Origin of the sequence: Rhodococcus sp. NPDC127593, assembly GCF_042671975.1 — a bacterium.
In the GTDB taxonomy this organism is placed as follows: domain Bacteria; phylum Actinomycetota; class Actinomycetes; order Mycobacteriales; family Mycobacteriaceae; genus Rhodococcus_F.
Window position 1 is genome coordinate 1 of record NZ_JBHXWI010000111.1, and the last position, 17,668, is coordinate 17,668.

The 17,668-nt window shown below is 64.9% G+C and carries 18 protein-coding genes and 1 pseudogene; 12 read left to right on the forward strand and 7 right to left on the reverse strand.

Translation table 11 applies throughout. From position 1 onward, the window contains the following. A pseudogene (locus tag ACFVJ3_RS47485) lies at positions 1–218 on the forward strand (transposase); the annotation flags it as partial. Between the two features lie 432 nt (positions 219–650). Then, on the forward strand, positions 651–1,688 hold the full coding sequence (locus ACFVJ3_RS47490; protein WP_378458701.1) for an MBL fold metallo-hydrolase: 1,038 nt from the start codon (positions 651–653) through the stop codon (positions 1,686–1,688). Between the two features lie 394 nt (positions 1,689–2,082). Here ACFVJ3_RS47490 and ACFVJ3_RS47495 read toward each other — a convergent pair whose 3' ends face one another. Next, positions 2,083–2,493, reverse strand: coding sequence for a serine hydrolase (locus ACFVJ3_RS47495; RefSeq protein WP_378458686.1), 411 nt, complete (start codon positions 2,491–2,493; stop codon positions 2,083–2,085). A 143-nt stretch (positions 2,494–2,636) separates the two neighbouring features. Between ACFVJ3_RS47495 and ACFVJ3_RS47500 the strand changes: the two genes are divergently transcribed. Further along, the gene (locus tag ACFVJ3_RS47500) at positions 2,637–3,530 is read left to right on the forward strand and encodes a dihydrodipicolinate synthase family protein (protein WP_378458687.1); all 894 of its coding nucleotides are present in this window, start codon (positions 2,637–2,639) and stop codon (positions 3,528–3,530) included. A gap of 269 nt (positions 3,531–3,799) precedes the next feature. Here the strand turns inward: ACFVJ3_RS47500 and ACFVJ3_RS47505 are convergent, their stop codons facing one another. Continuing rightward, positions 3,800–4,114: a hypothetical protein gene (locus tag ACFVJ3_RS47505; RefSeq protein WP_378458688.1), complete on the reverse strand. Its 315-nt coding sequence runs from the start codon at positions 4,112–4,114 to the stop codon at positions 3,800–3,802. Between the two features lie 105 nt (positions 4,115–4,219). On the opposite strand from ACFVJ3_RS47505, the gene ACFVJ3_RS47510 reads away from it, so the two are divergent. Next, complete coding sequence (locus tag ACFVJ3_RS47510; RefSeq protein ID WP_378458689.1) at positions 4,220–4,639, forward strand: MarR family winged helix-turn-helix transcriptional regulator; 420 nt, start codon at positions 4,220–4,222, stop codon at positions 4,637–4,639. Here the strand turns inward: ACFVJ3_RS47510 and ACFVJ3_RS47515 are convergent. Beyond that, positions 4,614–5,732: an XdhC family protein gene (locus tag ACFVJ3_RS47515; protein ID WP_378458702.1), complete on the reverse strand. Its 1,119-nt coding sequence runs from the start codon at positions 5,730–5,732 to the stop codon at positions 4,614–4,616. The two genes, ACFVJ3_RS47510 and ACFVJ3_RS47515, sit on opposite strands and share 26 nt — an antisense overlap. Positions 5,733–5,866: 134 nt before the next feature. Here ACFVJ3_RS47515 and ACFVJ3_RS47520 point away from each other — a divergent pair, with 134 nt between their 5' ends. The 5 genes from ACFVJ3_RS47520 (at position 5,867) to ACFVJ3_RS47540 (ending at position 12,116) form a co-directional block, all read left to right on the forward strand. Next, the gene (locus ACFVJ3_RS47520) at positions 5,867–6,733 is read left to right on the forward strand and encodes an FAD binding domain-containing protein (protein WP_378458690.1); all 867 of its coding nucleotides are present in this window, start codon (positions 5,867–5,869) and stop codon (positions 6,731–6,733) included. After that, the gene (locus ACFVJ3_RS47525) at positions 6,730–7,272 is read left to right on the forward strand and encodes a (2Fe-2S)-binding protein (protein WP_378458691.1); all 543 of its coding nucleotides are present in this window, start codon (positions 6,730–6,732) and stop codon (positions 7,270–7,272) included. The genes ACFVJ3_RS47520 and ACFVJ3_RS47525 overlap by 4 nt, the downstream gene beginning before the upstream one ends. Further along, positions 7,269–9,614 (forward strand): xanthine dehydrogenase family protein molybdopterin-binding subunit, encoded by a 2,346-nt coding sequence (locus tag ACFVJ3_RS47530; protein ID WP_378458692.1) that lies wholly within the window; start codon positions 7,269–7,271, stop codon positions 9,612–9,614. Before ACFVJ3_RS47525 ends, ACFVJ3_RS47530 begins: the two co-directional genes overlap by 4 nt. A 19-nt stretch (positions 9,615–9,633) precedes the next feature. Continuing rightward, positions 9,634–10,287, forward strand: a complete 654-nt coding sequence (locus ACFVJ3_RS47535) for an SRPBCC family protein (RefSeq protein ID WP_378458693.1) — start codon at positions 9,634–9,636, stop codon at positions 10,285–10,287. A 482-nt stretch (positions 10,288–10,769) separates the two neighbouring features. Then, on the forward strand, positions 10,770–12,116 hold the full coding sequence (locus tag ACFVJ3_RS47540; RefSeq protein ID WP_378458694.1) for an MFS transporter: 1,347 nt from the start codon (positions 10,770–10,772) through the stop codon (positions 12,114–12,116). 256 nt (positions 12,117–12,372) lie between these two features. Here ACFVJ3_RS47540 and ACFVJ3_RS47545 read toward each other — a convergent pair whose 3' ends face one another. The 3 genes from ACFVJ3_RS47545 to ACFVJ3_RS47555 form a co-directional block, all read right to left on the reverse strand. Beyond that, the gene (locus tag ACFVJ3_RS47545) at positions 12,373–12,831 is read right to left on the reverse strand and encodes a hypothetical protein (RefSeq protein ID WP_378458695.1); all 459 of its coding nucleotides are present in this window, start codon (positions 12,829–12,831) and stop codon (positions 12,373–12,375) included. Positions 12,832–13,173: 342 nt separating this feature from the next. Beyond that, a complete protein-coding gene (locus tag ACFVJ3_RS47550; protein ID WP_378458696.1) occupies positions 13,174–13,419 on the reverse strand; it encodes a hypothetical protein in 246 nt (81 codons plus the stop codon). A gap of 593 nt (positions 13,420–14,012) precedes the next feature. Next, the gene (locus tag ACFVJ3_RS47555; protein WP_378458697.1) at positions 14,013–15,176 is read right to left on the reverse strand and encodes a histone-like nucleoid-structuring protein Lsr2; all 1,164 of its coding nucleotides are present in this window, start codon (positions 15,174–15,176) and stop codon (positions 14,013–14,015) included. Positions 15,177–15,435: 259 nt separating this feature from the next. Here ACFVJ3_RS47555 and ACFVJ3_RS47560 point away from each other — a divergent pair, with 259 nt between their 5' ends. After that, positions 15,436–15,624 (forward strand): hypothetical protein, encoded by a 189-nt coding sequence (locus ACFVJ3_RS47560; RefSeq protein WP_378458698.1) that lies wholly within the window; start codon positions 15,436–15,438, stop codon positions 15,622–15,624. 78 nt (positions 15,625–15,702) lie between these two features. Here ACFVJ3_RS47560 and ACFVJ3_RS47565 read toward each other — a convergent pair whose 3' ends face one another. Next, the gene (locus ACFVJ3_RS47565) at positions 15,703–15,936 is read right to left on the reverse strand and encodes a hypothetical protein (RefSeq protein WP_378458699.1); all 234 of its coding nucleotides are present in this window, start codon (positions 15,934–15,936) and stop codon (positions 15,703–15,705) included. 187 nt (positions 15,937–16,123) lie between these two features. Here ACFVJ3_RS47565 and ACFVJ3_RS47570 point away from each other — a divergent pair, with 187 nt between their 5' ends. Both ACFVJ3_RS47570 and ACFVJ3_RS47575 read left to right on the forward strand, forming a co-directional pair. Then, positions 16,124–16,684: an adenylate kinase gene (locus tag ACFVJ3_RS47570; protein WP_378458703.1), complete on the forward strand. Its 561-nt coding sequence runs from the start codon at positions 16,124–16,126 to the stop codon at positions 16,682–16,684. Between the two features lie 84 nt (positions 16,685–16,768). Beyond that, the gene (locus tag ACFVJ3_RS47575; RefSeq protein ID WP_378458700.1) at positions 16,769–17,512 is read left to right on the forward strand and encodes a TetR/AcrR family transcriptional regulator; all 744 of its coding nucleotides are present in this window, start codon (positions 16,769–16,771) and stop codon (positions 17,510–17,512) included. Positions 17,513–17,668 lie beyond the last annotated feature (156 nt).

The following is a 17,668-nucleotide window of genomic DNA, read 5'->3' on the forward strand; positions in this document are numbered from 1 at the left end:
TCGCGCTGCTGCTGATCCGGGTTGCCGAGACCGCCACCGGTGACACCTGGCGCATCCTTCGCCATGAACTCGACCGCCTGCACCTGATCACCCTGGCCACCGACCACGGCCACGTCGCCCAACGCTCGGCTGTCACCGCCGGCCAACGAAAGGTCCTTGCCGCGCTCGAGCTGCCCGAACCGCCCCGGTTCTTCGACTTCGCCCCCACCGACGCCTGAGCCGAGCCGCCGCCACCCGGCGAGCGATGCCTTGTAGTAACACGCCTTCAACGCGCATATTCGGCATTACCGCAGTTCAGCATGACTTTTCGTGAAATCGTGTGCCCATCAGCTGCGGAAGTCCGGTCAGACCAGGCACCGACAGGAATCTTGATGGTGATGGTGCTCGCCGGGCACCATCGTCGAGGCGCGAGGCAATCGACCAGTCTTGATATGCAGGGTTACCAGTAGACTGCTCCGCATTTTATCGGATGCACGTCAAGCTGGCCTGCAAGCAGTGGTCATCAGTCAAGATCCTGTCCCGTAAAACCCAAAGGCCGGCCTGGAAGGGCCAGGCGGAAATGTCGTGAACCGCCGCACACGAGTCGAGTGGCGTGTTAGAACGAAGGTGTGGCACTCGGCGAACAGATCGAGATCGACGTTCGGACACGCATGATTGTGGGTCAAGAGCTCGATATGGCCGCTCGCCAGCCAGATGTGGGCAACGTGATCGTTCACCGAGCCGGAGATCTCTTGGTGCTCGTCGACAGCGGGGTCACATCCGTTATCCGCGACGCTATCCGATCCGCTGCCGACGACCTCGCTCCGTGGTCGAAGATCCTGCTGCTCACCACCCACGGTCACCCCGACCATGTCGGGAACAACGACATCATCACAGACCTCGGCAAGGGGCTCGACCGCTCCGACGTGCACCATTTCGTCAGCGCGCACGACGCGAGCCAGTACCACGATCACGGGCTTCCCTACTGGACAACGAGCCTTGATCGCGTGTCCGGCTTGGTACCGGGCTTCGAAGATCCGTCTGCGGCAGCTCGCCGGCTTCTCGCCATGTACCAGCCCTACGTTCCCATCACCGACATCACCCGGACCTACGAGGAACTCCCGCTCGAGCACCTTTTCATCGGCTCTCAACACATGTCGGGTTGGTCGTTCGGTGAAGGTGCCGTTCAGGTCATCCGCACCCACGGCCACTGCGCCGGCCAGGTCGTCGTCCACCTTCGCGAGGCGCGGTTGCTGCACCTGTCCGACGAACCGAACGGCCCGTGCGGCGCGATGCACGACGCCAACCAGATGAATATCTTCGCCGCGCTCGCCCAGGCGCTGACGCTGGTCGAGACCGATGCTGTCGACATCGTCACCGAAGGCCATGCGTTCGAGGTGTTCGATCGCCCGACCGCGGTCGGGCGTCTGTCGACGCTGCTCGATCAGGCTTCGGCGCTAGACGGCGCCGCACAGGCACTGCTCAGCGGTGGCATCGACGACCTTCCGGCGTTCGTCGACGCCTTCGTTGCGCGCTCCCAGGCGCTTGGCGTATCGGGTGCGAACCCGAACCCCATGTTCAACACCATGATGACGATCGCCAAGCTGCGCGAGCTGGGCCTCGTCGCGAAAGGCAAAGGTCCGCAACAGACATGGAGCCGACCCGTGCTCGACGACTCGATGGGCGCACCATCATCATCGGTTGAATGACCCTCGACCGATGTTGTTGCTGTGCTTCTTCCCATCCCACTTGCCTCGACGAATATGCACGAGTCGAATATGCAGGGCTACCAGTAACGGCCTGATACTGCACCAGATGTCCGATCCGAGGTGACGGAATACCCGTTATCGCTGTTCTCGACATATGCAAACGTCGTTCGGTTCTCTGGGGCGATGACCACCATCGAGCCGCCCCAGCCTCCCCAGAAAAGGCGTCGTCCGACCGGAACCTGGGCGGGGTTCGCAGCGGCTGCTGTGGCGAGTCCCAAACCCCATTGAAGGAGCAGCCCGAGCACCCGGTCGAGTCCCGATGAGTGTGGATAAGAGACGGCGTCCACCGTCGCCTCGAACAGCAGACGTCGGTCGCCGATGGCACCGTCTACGGTCAGACGCTCAGCAATGTGGCGACCGAACGTGCGTGGCCGTGCCCGTTCGCTGCGCCGAGCTCCGCTGCGCGCCACCATGTCGTCATCGCCTCCGCGGTGTCGACTCGGGGGGCGGTAAACGCGTCGACCATGACTTTCCGATCCAGGTCTGGCGGGAACGACATTCGGACCGTCTCCGGCCCAACAAGTTCCGCGATACGCTGGGGGTCGATGTCAGGCGCGCCCAGGCGGAAATCGGCGCACGCCGGATCGACGAGTTCTGTCCGCATGAAGCTGCCCAACGACAGCCCCGTCGTGCGCCGGACGAGCTCACCGATGACGTGGCCGTAGTTCTGCGCCTGGTATCCGGCCTCTCGGCCCGGTGCCCAGCGCGGTTGCTGAGCAGCCAGTCGCCGGCAGGATGTTGTCACATACCTCGGGATTGCCCGGATGGATGCCCCCGTTCTCGATCGATGACCTCTACGACACCGATCCGTCGCGCTTGAGGCGATCGGAATCCCTGCCAACCCCTTGCATACTTTCTCCTACACCAGAGCGAAGTGAGGTTCGACCGATGTTCACCGGACTGTCCGCCTTCCCCCTTACGCCCATGAACGAGACAGAAATCGACAAGCCCGCGTTCTCCGGAATTATCTCGCGGCTGGCTGACGCGGGGGTCGATTCCATCAGCGCCCTCGGGTCCACCGGTAGCTACGCCTACCTGACCAGAGAAGAGCGCAAGCGAGTCGCACAGCTCGCCGTGGCCGCAGCAGGCACCACACCAGTCATGATCGGTATCGGGTCGCTGCGCACCGCACACGTCCGCGCCCTCGCCGAAGACGCACAAGATGCCGGCGCCGCCGCGGTGCTGCTGGCACCAATGTCCTACCAACAATTGACCGCAGAGGAAGTGTTCGGCCTCTACGAAGCGGTGACATGTGAACTGTCCGTGCCGCTGTGCATCTACGACAATCCAGGTACCACCCACTTCACCTTCACCGATGAACTACACGGCCGCATCGCCGTACTTCCGAAGATCGGATCGATCAAGATTCCCGGTGTCCCCGTTGACCTTGTCGAGGCAGCCTCTCGCGTGCAGTCCCTCCGATCTCACATACCGTCGACGGTCACGATCGGTGTCAGCGGAGACGCCGTCGCCGCGACCGGCCTCAACGCCGGATGCGACGTTTGGTACAGCGTGCTTGCCGGGGTGCTTCCCAAGCCGTGCCTGGCTCTAACCCGCGCATCTCAAAACGACGACGGGAATACTGCCACCGCGCTGTCGAAGCGGCTCGAACCCATCTGGGACTTGTTCCGTACCCATGGAAGCCTGCGCGTGGTATCCGCCATCGCCGAACACCTCGGCCTCGTCGAATCGCCCAATCTCCCGCAGCCGGTACGGGGGCTCGCCGAGGCCGCGCGTTCAAGGGTCACCACCGCGCTCGAGCAGGTTGACGATCTGCTGTGATCTTCAGCGAGAGACACCAGCCCGTCCGCGCTGTTACCGACGCCCGCCTTTCGCTGTCGAACGTGTCCGCAACAAGCGGAATCTGGTGTGACTGGAAGCCCCTCTTACGCGTGATTACCGTTCGTCAGTTCGTGGAGCTACCACGGATCGCATCATTACTCGCCATGGGTGAACACCCCGCGCGGCGCGCGCCCGCGCAGTGCGGATTACTGTCTCGCCGTCGTTAAGTCAGAGCAGGTACGGCTCCTTTTGCTGAGCCACTTCGGAACTCACTCGCAGGGCCGGACGGCTGCGGCGGGGCACCATTGGTCGACGTCCAGGTACCCGTGGCCGTTGCCGGTCGGGATCGCGAAGGTGATCTTGCAGAGCCAGCCGCCGGTTGTGGTCCTTGCCCAGGCCCATAACTTCCCTGGCACCTGGACGTCGAGGATCAGTCCTTCGCCGCGTACTCGGAGTGGGAGGTCGTTGGCGGGGCGTCCGTCGGTGGAGCCGATGGCGGTGGCGATGTGCACGATGACAGACGTCGGTGGGTCTACGACGCGATAGGGAGGGGGGTCGAACCTCGCCGACCAGCTATCGAACATGTGTTCGATATTAGCTCCCGTTTGCCGTGGAGGGCCACGCCCCACTTGGCCGTAACGGGTGAACCTACCGTGAGATCTGACCGGGGGCTGGATACGCTCCTCGACATGAGCGGCAATGATGTGGGGGCGAGCGACGCCTGGCGAGTCGGGGTACTGCTGCGCCAGACACACCAGCGCAAGCACCGGGAGATCGATCTCGCACTCGGCCCGCTCGGTACCTCAATGGCGCAGTATGTCGTGCTGTCGACTATCACGGAACACCCGGAGGCCTCCTCGCACGACCTCGCGGTGCATACCGCCCAGACCGACCAGGCGCTGGGGGCATTGTTGCGCCGGCTGGTGGACAGCGGCCTGGTGGAGCGGAGCGCCCATGGGGGGCGGGCCTACCGGCACCGGCTGAGCGCCACCGGGCAGGATCTCATGCGACGGTGCGAGAGGCCGGTCCGACAAGCGCTGGAGACGGCGTTCTCGGCACTGAACGCGGAAGAGCTTGCCCAGCTCAGGAAACTGCTGGAGCGCCTGTAGCGCGGTGGATGGGAACGGCGGTCCGGGCCAGAGGCGTGCCGCTTCCGCCCCAGCGGGCGGCGACGATCTCGGCAGCGATCGAGATCGCGGTCTCCTCCGGGCTGCGCGCCCCCAGATCGAGGCCGATCGGCGAGGACAGCCGAGCCAATTCGCTGTCCGTCAGCCCTGCTCTCCGTAACCGCTCCAGCCGATCTTGATGGGCTGAGCGGCTACCCATCACCCCGACATAGCCCGCTGGTCCCCGTAGCGCTGCCTTCACCGCGGGCACATCGAACTTGGGATCGTGCGTCAGTACACAGATCGCGGTGCGGTCGTCGATTCTGTCTCGGGTCGACTCCAGGTAGCGGTGCGGCCAGTCGACGACGATCTCGTCGGCGTCCGGGAAACGCTGACGCGTGACGAAGACGGGGCGGGCGTCGCACACCGTCACCCGGTAGCCGAGGAAGGCACCGGCCCGGGTCACCGCTGCGGCAAAGTCGGTGGCGCCGAACACGATCATGCGGGGTCGGGTGGGAAACGGAATGATCAGCACCTCGCCGACGGGTTGTCCGGCGGTCTGGTCGAATTCGCGCGCACCGTCGTTCCGGACGGTGCGGGCGGCGCCGTCCATCAGCGCACTGCGGACCGCTTCACCGAACGCGTTCGCAGGCAGGCTGTCTGGGGTTGCGAGTCGCCACTGCCAGTTCGTGGTCTCGTCGGGGTCGTTCAGCGGGGCGATCAGGGCCGCTGGTCGCTGGGCCGCCCGCAGCTGCGTCAGCTCCTGCAGCGGCAGGTAATCATGCTCTCGCAGCGGGCGGACGAGGACGTCGAGGGTGCCGCCGCAGGTCAGCCCCGCGGCGAACGCGTCGTCGTCGCTGACCCCGAAGGTCTCGATACACGCCGTACCGCTGAGCAACGCTTCCCGGGCCAGTTCGTACACCGCCCCTTCCACACAGCCGCCGGAGAGGCTGCCGGCCACCTCGCCGTCCGCGGAGACAGCCATCGCCGTTCCGGCCGGTCGGGGGGCGGACTTCCAGGTGCGTGTCACCACCGAAAGTGCACATGGCATCGCCTGGGCGTGCCAGTCGATGAGCTGGTCGACGATGTCCTTCAAGCCGGGCTCCTGGGGTTGGTGGATCGATACGGGGTTGACAGTCACTGTGAGGCGTGTCATATAGTAAGGCACCTTATATTTAAGCCCTAAGACACTTGGGCAGTCAATGAACCTCTACGACAGGAGCGGGTTGCATGAAACCGGGCCCCTTCGACTATGCCGCTCCCACCTCGCTGCGCGAGGCGCTGCGGCTGCTGTCGGACACCGAGCGCGATGTGAAGGTCCTGGCCGGCGGCCAGTCTCTGATCCCGATGCTCAATATGCGCCTCGCGCGCCCCGAGCTGGTGGTCGATATCACCCGCGTGGCCGAGCTCGGTCGCATGTCGGTGGACGCCGACGGTGTCCTGCACATCGGCGCCGCGGTACGGCAGGCGGCGGCGGCCGCCGACCCAGCTGTCCGCGGGGGCTGGCCGTTGCTGGCGGCCGCCATCGAGCAGATCGGGCATCCCCAGATCCGCAACCGCGGAACCGTCTGCGGCAGCCTGGTGCACCACGACCCGGCGGCGGAACTTCCGGCGGTGGCGGTGGCGCTGGACGCCCGGTTCACCGTGACCGGTCCCGGCGGCACCCGCACGGTGCCGGCCGAGGATTTTTTCCTCAGCACCTTCGCCGCCGACGTCGAACCCGATGAGCTGCTCACCGAGGTGGTCTTTCCGGCTTCCGCCCCGGGCACCGGCTGGTCCTTCCTCGAACTGGTCCAGCGCCGCGGTGACTTCGCCGGCGTCGGCGTCGCGGTACTGGTCCGCCGGTCCGGCGATGCGGTCGGTGAGGCCCGGATCGTCTTCTGCGGGGTCGGCAGCACCCCGGTGCGCACCCCCGAGGCCGAGCAAGCCTTGGTCGGCTTGGCCTTCGACCCAGTCGCGGTTGAGGCCGCCGTCCTAGCCGTGCGCGGCGCCGTGGACCCGCCCGGCGACGTGCACGCCAGCGCTCAATGGCGGCGCGAAGGAGCCGAGGTCCTGCTTCGCCGGGCCCTGAACCAAGCATGGGAGAACTGCGCATGAGCACCGACACGAACCGGCGGGTGGAACAGCCACCACTGGCCGAGCCCACCACCTGGCACGAAATCGACCTGACCGTCAACGGCCGACCGGTGACCGCTCAGGTCGAGTCGCGGTTGCTACTCGCCGACTTCCTGCGGGGACGGCTCGGCCTCACCGGCACCCACCTCGGCTGCGAACACGGTGTCTGTGGTGCCTGCACAGTGCTGATCGACGACGTATCGGTGCGCTCGTGCATCATTCTCGCGGTGCAGGCGGCGGGCTGCTCAGTGCGCACCGTGGAGAGCCTCGCCGAGTACGGTGACCCGCTCAGCCCGGTGCAGCGGGCCTTCCACGAGCAGCACGGAATGCAGTGCGGCTTCTGCACCCCAGGCTTCGTGATGACCTGCACCGCGATGATCGAGCGCACACAACGACCGGACCAGGACGTGGTCGCCGATGAACTCAGCGGTCACCTGTGCCGGTGCACCGGCTACCGCAATATCCGCGCAGCGGCGGAGCAGGCACTGGACGAACGTTTCGGCACCCGGGAGGCGCAGTGAGGACTTCGCAGGAGACCGGCGCCGGCTGGTTCGGCCGCTCCGTCCCGCGGGTCGAGGACGATCGCCTGCTGCGCGGCGAGGGCCGGTTTGTCGACGACATACGGGTGCCCGGAGCGTTGGAGGCAGCGTTTCTGCGCAGCCCGCAGGCGCACGCGCGCATCACCCGGATCGACGTCGCCGCCGCCCGCGCGCTGCCCGGTGTGCATGCCGTGTTCACCGCGGCCGACACCGCCTCGCTGAAGCCGGTAATCAACGAGGCCGAGTTGCGTGTCCCGCAGGGACTCGTCGAGTCGCTCAATCCGCTGGTGCGCAAGCTGCCCTACCCGGTGCTCGCCGAGGGCACAGTGAACTTCGTCGGCCAGCCGATGGCACTCGTGGTGGCGGACAATCGCTACATCGCCGAGGACGCACTGGAGCTGATCGAGGTCGACTACGAGCCGCTGCCCGTGCTCGTGGACCCCGACCAGGCCCTCGAGCCCGGGGCCCCGCTCATCGAAGAAAGCTGGGGCGACAACCTGGCACTCGAGGTGAAAACCCAGGTCGGTGACCCGGACGCGGCTTTCGCCGACGCGGCGGCGGTGATCGAGGAGGAGTTCTTCTCTCATCGCTACGTCCCCTCGCCGATGGAGACCCGCGCCATCCAGGCCGCGCCCGGTGCGTACGACGGGCGGATGACGATCTGGTCGAACACCCAGACCCCGCACCGGCTGCGCGACCACATCGCGGACTCGCTGGGTCTGCCCACCGACGAGGTGCACGTGCTCGCAGTCGACGTGGGCGGCGGCTTCGGGCAGAAGGGCATCATCTACGTCGAAGAGGTCCTGATCCCCTACGCCGCACAGACATTGGGTGCACCGGTGCTGTGGCGGGAGGACCGCAACGAGAACCTCGTCGCCGCATCCCACGCGCGCGAGCAGGTGCACCGGATCTCGCTCGCCGCCGACGCCGACGGCAGACTGCTCGGACTGCGGGACGACTTCGTGGTCAACTTCGGCGCCACCACCATGACCGGACTCGTCGTCCCGTACAACTCGGTGGTCCACCTGCTCGGGCCGTACCGGGTGCCCAACGTCGACATCCACGTCCGGGCAGCGCTGACCAACACCGCCCCCACCTCCCCCTACCGCGGGGCGGGGCGCCCGGAGGCCGTCTTCGCGATGGAGCGCGCCCTCGACCGACTGGCCCGCAAGCTGGACATGGATCCGGCCGAACTCCGCGCCCGCAACCTGATCAGACCCGAGGAGATGCCGTACCGCACCGGGCTCCGCGATCGGGCCGGGTTGCCACAGGAGTATGACTCCGGCGACTTCCCCGCACTGTTGCGCACAGCCGTCGACATGGTCGACCTGCCCGGGGTGCGCGCGCGGCAGGCCGAGCTCGAGCGCGCGGGCGGCGATCACCGCCTCGGCGTCGGTTTCGCGGTCTATCTCGAGGCCACCGGACTGGGACCGTTCGAGACGGCGCGGGCCTCCGTTCGCCCCGACGGGCGGGTGCGACTGGCGCTGGGAACCCCCTCCCAAGGGCAGGGGCACCGCACCGTCTTCGCGCAGATCGCCGCGGATGCGATCGGCGTGCCGATGGAGTCGATAGAGGTGATCGGCGGAAACACCGACGCCATCCCGCACGGCGTCGGCACCATCGCCTCCCGCGCGCTGGTCACCGCCGGCAACGCGGCGAACATGGCCGGTAAGCAGCTGCGGCAGCGGATCGTCGACGCAGCGGCGGAGCTGCTCTCGCTGCCGGCCGCCGAGATGACACTCGAGGAGGGCGTGGTGCGGCACACTGGCCGCGGCGCCGAGGTCACCCTGGGTGAGCTGATCGCCGCTGGTTTCGAGCTCAGCGAGACCGCCTACTTCCGGCCGCCGGGCTTCACCTTCTCCAGCGGCTGCAGCACGGTCGTCGTCGATGTGGACACCAGCACCGGCCAGGTCGGCATCGAACGGTACGTGGTAGTGCACGATGCCGGACGGATCGTCAACCCAGTGATCGCACACGGACAGGTCACCGGCGGCATCGCCCAGGGCATTGCCGGCGCACTGTACGAGGAGATGATCTACGGTCTCGACGGCCAACCGGTGACCACCACATACATGGATTACCTCTTCCCTACCTCCTCGGAGATTCCCGACCTGGACATGGCCGAGATCGTCACCCCCAGCACCATGAACGAGCTGGGAGTCAAGGGACTCGGAGAGGGCGGCGCGATCGCGCCGCAAGCGGCCATCTCCAACGCCGTGGAGGACGCTCTCACACCGCTCGGCGTCATCGTCCGGCGCGGCCCACTCACCCCCAGTCGAGTACGCGACCTCCTACGCGAGGCGACCCGCCCGACAACCACCTGACAACGTTCGGAGCAACACCATGCAACTCGAGAACAACTTCACCGTTCCCGTCACCCTCGACGACACCTGGAAGCTCTTCCAGGACATCTCCGGAATCGCTCCCTGCATGCCCGGCACGGTCCTGGACTCGATCGACGACAACGCCTTCACCGGCCGGGTCAAGATCAAGGTCGGTGCGGTGCAGATGGGCTACCGCGGCAAGGGCACCGTGAACTACGACGACTCCCGACACCACGTCGTCCTGGACCTGAGCGCCAACGAGACGCGCGGCGCCGGCACCGCGGCAGCCAAGGTCACCGCACAGCTGACCGCAGACGACGGCCAGACCCGGGTCAAGATGCTCACCGACCTAGATCTGACCGGGCGTCCGGCGCAGTTCGGTCGCGGCATCATGACCGAGGTCGCGGACCGGCTGATCCAGCAATTCGCCAAGAACCTGGCGAGCCACCTCAGCAGCCCGCACCAGGACACCGTCACATCCGCACCCGGCGCCAGCGGCTCTTCGGCGTCCTCCACCACCTCCAGCACGAACTCGATCGAACCGGCACCGCTGGACCTGGGCGGGGCCATGCTGCCGGTGCTCGCGAAGCGGGCCGTCATGCCGGCCACGGCGCTGTCTGCGGCGGTCCTGCTCACCTGGTTGCTCATCCGGATGCGCCCGGGCCGCAGGTGATAAACCGTGCTTGCTCGAAATTTGAACGTTGCCAGCACCGAGCCCAATGCCGTTGGCGCACGGGTCACAACGCTGAACTCCCGCTGGAACACGTCCTGAAACGCGGGACCACAAGACCTGCTCGAACCTACACACGCCGATCCCGCCGACTGCGCATCACCCGCCCCGAATCCGGGGGTTACGAACGCTCTCGGATGCACGAACAACTGCGCCGCCATTCTCGGATAGCCACCCGGCGCCAGCCCTCGGAACCACGACCGAACGCCGGACTGCGATGACATCGTCTCCTTCGCGGAAGACCCATCATTCCTCAGATACCGAGTCACAAGTGAACTGGCACCTAGGGTGGCCAGTCTGCAGACCGTGAGACCCGCCGGGACGTCTCCCCGACGGATGCGCGCGGCTGGCCCCCCGTTGTGGTCATCAAAAGTTCGCTACGTCTCACCACCAACGGATCGACGGTCCCACCGTCGTAGTAATGATTGGAATTGCTCATGCAAGAAACCTCTGCCGGGCCCTCTGCTCGGCGCGCCCTGCTGTCCTCCCTGTCCGGGACCACCGTCGAGTGGTACGAGTTCTTCATCTACGGAACAGCGGCCGCACTGGTATTCAACAAGCTGTTCTTCCCGGCGTTCGATCCACTGATCGGGACGCTATTCTCATTGTCGACGTTCGCGATTGCATTTATTGCACGCCCTGTCGGCGGCGCCATCTTCGGTCATTTCGGCGACAGGATCGGACGAAAGTCCATGCTCGTCGTCACACTGTCGATGATGGGGATCGCGACCTTTCTCATCGGAATTCTGCCCACCTACGCGATGCTAGGGCCGGTCGCGCCGATCCTTCTCATCACACTGCGCCTCATCCAGGGGCTCTCACTCGGCGGCGAGTACAGCGGTGCCGTACTGATGAGCGTGGAACACGCCACCGCGCGCCGGCGGGGACTATACGGCGCGGTCGTCAACAGCGGTGCATGGTGGGGATTGATTCTCGCAAACCTTGCATTCCTCGGCGTCACGCTGCTTCCGGACGGAAGCTTTGAGACTTGGGGATGGCGAATCCCTTTCCTGCTGAGCGGCATTCTCGTCAGCCTCGGGCTCTACATCCGACTGAAAGTCGAGGAGAGTCCGGAGTTCGAGAAGGTCAAGCGCACCGGGAAGGTCCAAAAGACGCCACTCGGTCAACTCTTCAGCAGCAACTACCGGCAGGTCATCCTGATGGCCTTGTCCTACCTATCCGCCGGAGCGACGTTCTACGTGCTGAACGTCTTTTCTCTGACCTATGGCAAGACGACGATCGGCCTCGGCCATAAAACCATTCTCGGATTCATTCTGGCAACGTCGGCTATGAGCGTCGTCCTCGTACCCGTGTTCGGTTGGCTGTCTGATCGCGTCAACCGAAAGAGCATCTACCTCGCCGCCATCACAGGAATGGCTGTACTTCCCTTCCTCTGGTTCGCCTGTTTCGACACGGGCAACGAATGGGCGATTCTCGCGGGCTATCTGATCCTCGGGTTCGCGGTGTGCGCATACTTCGGAACTATGGGAGCATTTTTCGCGCATGTCTTCCCGCCGCAGGTTCGATACACCGGCCTAGCCCTCGGATACACCTTCGGGACGATCCTCGGCGGAGCCACCGCACCGCTGATCGCTACCTACCTACTCGATAGCACCGGAAGTTGGGTACCAATCGCTTTGTTCCTCTTGTTCGCCGGGGCACTGTCCGCTATCGCCTCGCTCTTCCTCCATGAACTCCCCCATGTCGAACACCGCCAGTCATCACCCGACTCGGCCAAGGATGAAGCGGCGGTGGAAGATGCGACCCTCTGAGACCCGCTGAATCAGAGCAGGTTTGATGCAGGGAGCCCAGTCCCTGCATCAAACCTGCCAACTTCGGAGCACGAGGTACCTCTCGCAGGCGGTTGCGATCTGCAGGGTTTCGGCGCGGGAAGACCGGGCGACCTACCATGCTTGGTTGCATCATCACAATCATCACCGACCCCACACCGGGATCGGCGGACAGACACCCATCGACCGCGTTGCCGTTCACGGCGTCCCAGGAATTACACCTAGCGAACCTTGGTCGCTAGGTTGATCTGAAGTGAAGTTCGGTGGTCGGTCGGTCGATCAGCCGACGTGATCTCGCCATGAGTGGTGGGGAGAAACCTAGCTTTTCTTCGGCGCGGCGGTTCGACATCAGCGAGGTTTCCGGTTGCAGGTCGCCTTTGATCGGCACCTCGGGGAATCGACGAGCGAGCAGTTCTGCTGTCGGAATCGGCATGACTGAGTCGTTGGCAGCAATCAGGAACGGTTCGAATCCGCGGGCCTGGTAGGTGAGTGATGCCAGGACCGCACGCCCGACGTCTCGGGCGTCGATGTACGCCCACAGATCCCACACTCGCGCCTCGACATCGTCCGCAAAGGACTCGTATTCGGCATACTCCTCGACGTTCTGGACGTACGACAAGCGCAGCGATGTCACCCGAAGAGTGTCGTCGTTCTTCGCATACTCCTCGGCGATGTGCTCGGTGACGAGTTTGCTCAACCCGTATGCGTTGCGGCCGCGCCGCGGCGAGTCTTCGTCGAGGGGGAGGTAGGGCAGATCGTTGCGATGAAATATTTTCGAGGTTAGCGCAACATACCAACTGTTATCGGCTGGCGCGTATCATCCAGGCGGGTGCGTCCTTATCCTCGGTTCCAGGTGGCTGCCCAACGCATACGCCCCCAGTACTCGAGCATCCGCGGAGCGGGTGCCGGCACGACCAGACCGCATCCGAGATGCCCGCAGCCCCCACTTACACGCAGTCGCGGTACGCCTCCTCTGCTCACCCGCGGCCGGTATGCGTAGCAGTGCGATTGCGAATGCAGCACCGGACAGAACGACGCCTCAACTCTTGCCGGGTGGCGCGGGTTCGATGTCACCATCGTCGGCGAACACCAAAGTGCCATCGTCGACCACGACAGTCCACCGGCGCACAAGAGCCCAGTCGTGACCGGCACCCGTGCCCACTTCGGCGGCGTAGTCATCGACCACCACGCCGAGAACCCAGCCCGAGTGGCCGCCACCCACCCGGACCCGGGCCCGTAGCCCCGGTGCGATCCCGCCATGATCCTTCTTTGGTGCTTCGGGCATAGCCATCATTGTGGCATCCCCACCCCGGGAGGGTCGCCCGTAGAATCCGGTCGACGAGTAGGTGGACACCGGCGAGGAATCCGATACCCCATGAAGAGGGCGGCAAGCATCTCAGCGCGCTCCTGTGCCACCGTGCCCGTTTGCGTTGCGGCGCCGGCCTTTCCGTCGTCGGTGACGAGCATCCGCATTCCGCGGTACTGGTACACCCACCGGCGACAGCCCCCACGCACCCGCACATCCGCGGCAGGTGGTGGTGCGGGTGAGCGAGACGTTCTGACCTGACCGCGATCGTCCAGTGTCTGCGCGATTGCCCCCGATGTGCCGGCGCCCACTCGCACCCACCGCGGCATCAAAGTTCCCCGCCGCACCCGAATCGCCACGCTCGAGCCTGCCCCGGATCCGAACTGCTGCAACCAATCCACTCCCGCGCGGGAATCGTCAAGTCAGGTGCTGCCGGGATACCTCGCACCCGATAGCTGGCACCGCTGGCGCCCGACAACCGCCCACCGCATGGCGCCGAAGATCATGATTCCCACAGGCTCATAGCCTTCGCGGCACGACGGCCGCCGAATCCACCGGGGCAATGTCGCAACTCACGCGACCGGCATATCTGCCTGAGCATCGTGGAAGGCTCGCTCGAGCTCAGCCGGAATCCGGCCGCGGGAGGACACGACGTGACCCGCCCCGATCGCCCACTCGCGAATCTCCCTGGACGTCCTCTTCGCCGGAGCCTTACTCACCACTGCCCTCGCCACCGGCACCTTCGCCGCGACCATCTTCCTCACGGCTGACTTCGTCGCCGGAGCCTTACTCGCCACCGACCTCTTCACCGGAGCGGTCGGCGTGGCCGTCCGTTTCGCGGCCGCCTTCTTCGCCGGCGCCGTCTTTGTCTGAACCTTCGCTGCCTGAGCGTCATGGAAGGCGTGCTCGATCTCAGCCGAGATCCGGCCGCGGGAGGACACGACGTGACCCGCCCCGATCGCCCATTCACGAATCTCCCTGGACGTCCTTTTCGCCGGAGCCTTACTCACCGACGCACTCTTCACCGGAGCCTTCGCCGCGACCATCGCCTTCGCGGCCGTCTTCTCCGCAGCCGCCTTCTTCACGGCCGTAATCTTCACGGCCGTCTTCTCCGCAGCCGCCTTCTTCGCGACTATCTTCTTCCCGCCCCTCTTCTCCGCCGGAGCCTTACTCGCCGCTACCCTTTTGACCGGAGTCGCCGCGGCGGCCGCGTTCTTCGCAGCGGTCTTCTTCGCACCCGTCTTATTCGCAGCCGACGCCGTGTTCTTCGCAGCTGATTTCTTCGCGGCCGTCTTCTTCACCGGCGCGGATTTGGCCTGAACCTTCTTCGCCTGAGCGTCATGGAAGGCGTGCTCGACCTCGGCCGAAATCCGGCCGCGGGAGGACACCTCCAAGCCCTCCCCGATCGCCCACTCACGAATCTCCTTGGACGCCTTCTTGTCCGGAGCCTGCTCCGCGACCATCGTCTTCACGGCCGTCTTCTTCACCGAAGCCTTGCTCACCGCCGCCCGCTTCACCGGAGCCGACTCCGCGATTGCCTTCTTCACGACACCCTTCTCCGCCGAAGCCGTTCTTGTCTGAGCCTTCTTCGCCTGAGCGTCATGGAAGGCGTGCTCGACCTCGGCCGAAATCCGGCCGCGGGAGGACACCTCCAAGCCCTCCCCGATAGCCCACTCGCGAATCTCCTTGGTTGTCTTCTTCGCCGATCCTTCAGAACGCCTCGGTAAAACCGCCATGTTGTCTCTCCTTCTTCGCCGGGCAATCGTCGAACGCACACAGTAGCGGCAGGCTTCTCCCGGTAATCAGGAAGCTCACCCGAACTGACATTTCAACGTCCCCAGCCCCTCGCCCATCTGGTCAGGCCCACACGATCGGCTTGGCCGTCTCACGGCTCCAAACTTGTTCTCATGGACGATGGTCAGGAGCAGCCGCACAGCCGATCTCTCGACCGCTGTCACCCGACGGGGCCGGAACCCACCGGACGGGTGGAGGAGTATGGGCTCGTATCGCTGGCTTGCTGTGTTCACGGTGGGTGACGAACGATTGTCACTGGAGCTGCCGGCCGACTCGGCTCCAGAAGACGTGGAGGCGCAGGCCGTCACTCAGTTGCGATCCCTGAACATCCGCACCTGGTCCGATCTGTCCCTCCAGACGATCCTGACCACCAACGAGCCCCTGATGTAGGAGTTCACGAGAGGCAGCAGACAGGTAGTCATCGTGTCAGAGCGACAGCCGAGTGCGATACCGGACGGGACGTCAGTCTCAGCTCCCCTCTGGTCGAGCGGCTTCGACGTCACCATCGTCGGCGAACACCAACCGCCCGTCGTCGGCTGCGACAGCCCACCGTCGCACCGGAGCCCAGTCGTGACCGGCACCAACGCCCGCTTCGGCGGAGTAATCGTCGACCACCACACCGAGTACCCAGTCCGAACTGTGGGCGCCGCCGCCCGCACGACGACCCCGCCGGAAAGCGGTTGGACACGCCGAATCGCCCATTGGCGCAACCCGATGGTGTCGGCCCTTTCGGACGTCAACACCCCGACGCTATTTGCTTGGGCCTAGACAATATGCGACGTACTAACTATCGTTAGTATGCACCGTCGAGGCTGCCGGGTGCGGTGCACCCATTGAGGTGGTGCTCCTCAACCGCGCGCCGCCACCCCCAATCACGAAGGGTCTGCTTATGCGACTTGTCCTCCTAGGTCCGCCGGGCGCCGGAAAAGGCACGCAAGCACAGTTGTTGTCGGAGAGCATCGGTGTTCCGCACATCTCGACCGGCGATCTGTTCCGGACCCACATCGCCCATAACACCCCGCTCGGCAAGGCGGCGAGTCGTTTCTTGGATGCGGGTGAACTCGTGCCGAGCACACTGACAATCGACATGGTCCGTGACCGCCTCGCCCAGCCGGACACCCAGACTGGATTCTTGTTGGACGGGTTTCCGCGTTCGATAGCGCAGGCGGAGGCATTGGCCCACACGCTCGACGATCGCGGTGTGAAACTGAACTCCGTCCTATCCTTCGTCATTGACGAGGATGTGGTCATCGAGCGCATGCTCGCTCGAGGTCGTGCCGACGATTCCGAGTTGGTCATCCGCAATCGGCTGAAGGTCTACGCCGAGGAAACCGCGCCGCTGCTCGCCTACTACTCGGACCAACTCATCGCGGTCGACGCCGCCGGCGAGGTAGATGAAGTGAATCGCCTGACGCGGATGAAACTTCACGACAACGCCAACGCCCTCTGAGCTGACTCGTCGTCGGATGCACTCCCGCTGCAGCTTCGATGGTGTGCACGCCGAGGTCGTGCGTCAGCGAGCAACCGTCAGATCGTGTGTGCGTCGGCCGGACGAGTAGAACCGGGGTCAGAGAGAGGTGCAGCCATGAAACGGCATGCTGAAGGACGGCCCGCTCCCCCGTCGGTAACGAAGTCCGATCTTCGCGAGGCGGCGCTCACATTGTTTGCCGAACGTGGTTACCACGGAACGTCGTTGAAGGAAATTGCTCAGGAGCTGGGGATTCGGACACCGAGCCTCTACAATCACATGGAGTCGAAGGCTTCCCTGTTGCGGGAGATCGTTCTCGAGACACTCCATTATGTGGTCCGAGATTTCGAGTGCGCACTGGCGGAGTCGAGCGACCCGGCCGAGCGGCTGCGGGCGGCGACCGCCGTATATGCGTACCGGCACGCAACCCATCGCCGTGAGGCATTGGTCGTCAATCAAGAGGCAATCCATCTGGAGGAGCCTGATTTGACTGTGGCGCAGCAGACTCGTCGCCAACACGAGAACGGGTTCCGTCAGCTGATCATCGATGGACAGAGGGCGGGTGTTTTCACGGTCGATTCCCCGAAAGTGGCGTCGTTCGCGATTCGTGAGATGTGCGTGTCGGTCGCCCGGTGGTTCCGCAGCGACGGCCCACTGTCGGCTGCCGACGTTGCGGACCAGTACAGCGCGTTCGCGCTGGGCATTGTCGGTGCTGGGGGCGCAGCGCGCCTGCGGTCGAATCCGCTTACACCACCCGTTTCCGGTGGCGCTTACTGTCTGGAGACGTCGGCGCACCGTCCGTCGGTATGAGGATTTCAGGCACTACTCTGAGTCATCGGTGGTGGAGATATGTCCTGATATGGCGTTTGCCCGGAGGATGTCCCGAGCTCCGTGGAACTTCGGTGGCGGCCCGGTGAGCTTCAGGCTGCGTTCTCCTGATCATTGTGCACGACGGGTGCGACAGAT

Coding starts and splice junctions, on each gene's coding strand:
- ACFVJ3_RS47490 (WP_378458701.1), top strand. CDS start 651: ATGATTGTGGGTCAAGAGCTCGATATGGCCGCTCGCCAGCCAGATGTG.
- ACFVJ3_RS47500 (WP_378458687.1), top strand. CDS start 2,637: ATGTTCACCGGACTGTCCGCCTTCCCCCTTACGCCCATGAACGAGACA.
- ACFVJ3_RS47505 (WP_378458688.1), bottom strand. CDS start 4,114: ATGTTCGATAGCTGGTCGGCGAGGTTCGACCCCCCTCCCTATCGCGTC.
- ACFVJ3_RS47510 (WP_378458689.1), top strand. CDS start 4,220: ATGAGCGGCAATGATGTGGGGGCGAGCGACGCCTGGCGAGTCGGGGTA.
- ACFVJ3_RS47520 (WP_378458690.1), top strand. CDS start 5,867: ATGAAACCGGGCCCCTTCGACTATGCCGCTCCCACCTCGCTGCGCGAG.
- ACFVJ3_RS47525 (WP_378458691.1), top strand. CDS start 6,730: ATGAGCACCGACACGAACCGGCGGGTGGAACAGCCACCACTGGCCGAG.
- ACFVJ3_RS47535 (WP_378458693.1), top strand. CDS start 9,634: ATGCAACTCGAGAACAACTTCACCGTTCCCGTCACCCTCGACGACACC.
- ACFVJ3_RS47550 (WP_378458696.1), bottom strand. CDS start 13,419: ATGCCCGAAGCACCAAAGAAGGATCATGGCGGGATCGCACCGGGGCTA.
- ACFVJ3_RS47555 (WP_378458697.1), bottom strand. CDS start 15,176: ATGGCGGTTTTACCGAGGCGTTCTGAAGGATCGGCGAAGAAGACAACC.
- ACFVJ3_RS47560 (WP_378458698.1), top strand. CDS start 15,436: ATGGGCTCGTATCGCTGGCTTGCTGTGTTCACGGTGGGTGACGAACGA.
- ACFVJ3_RS47565 (WP_378458699.1), bottom strand. CDS start 15,936: ATGGGCGATTCGGCGTGTCCAACCGCTTTCCGGCGGGGTCGTCGTGCG.
- ACFVJ3_RS47570 (WP_378458703.1), top strand. CDS start 16,124: ATGCGACTTGTCCTCCTAGGTCCGCCGGGCGCCGGAAAAGGCACGCAA.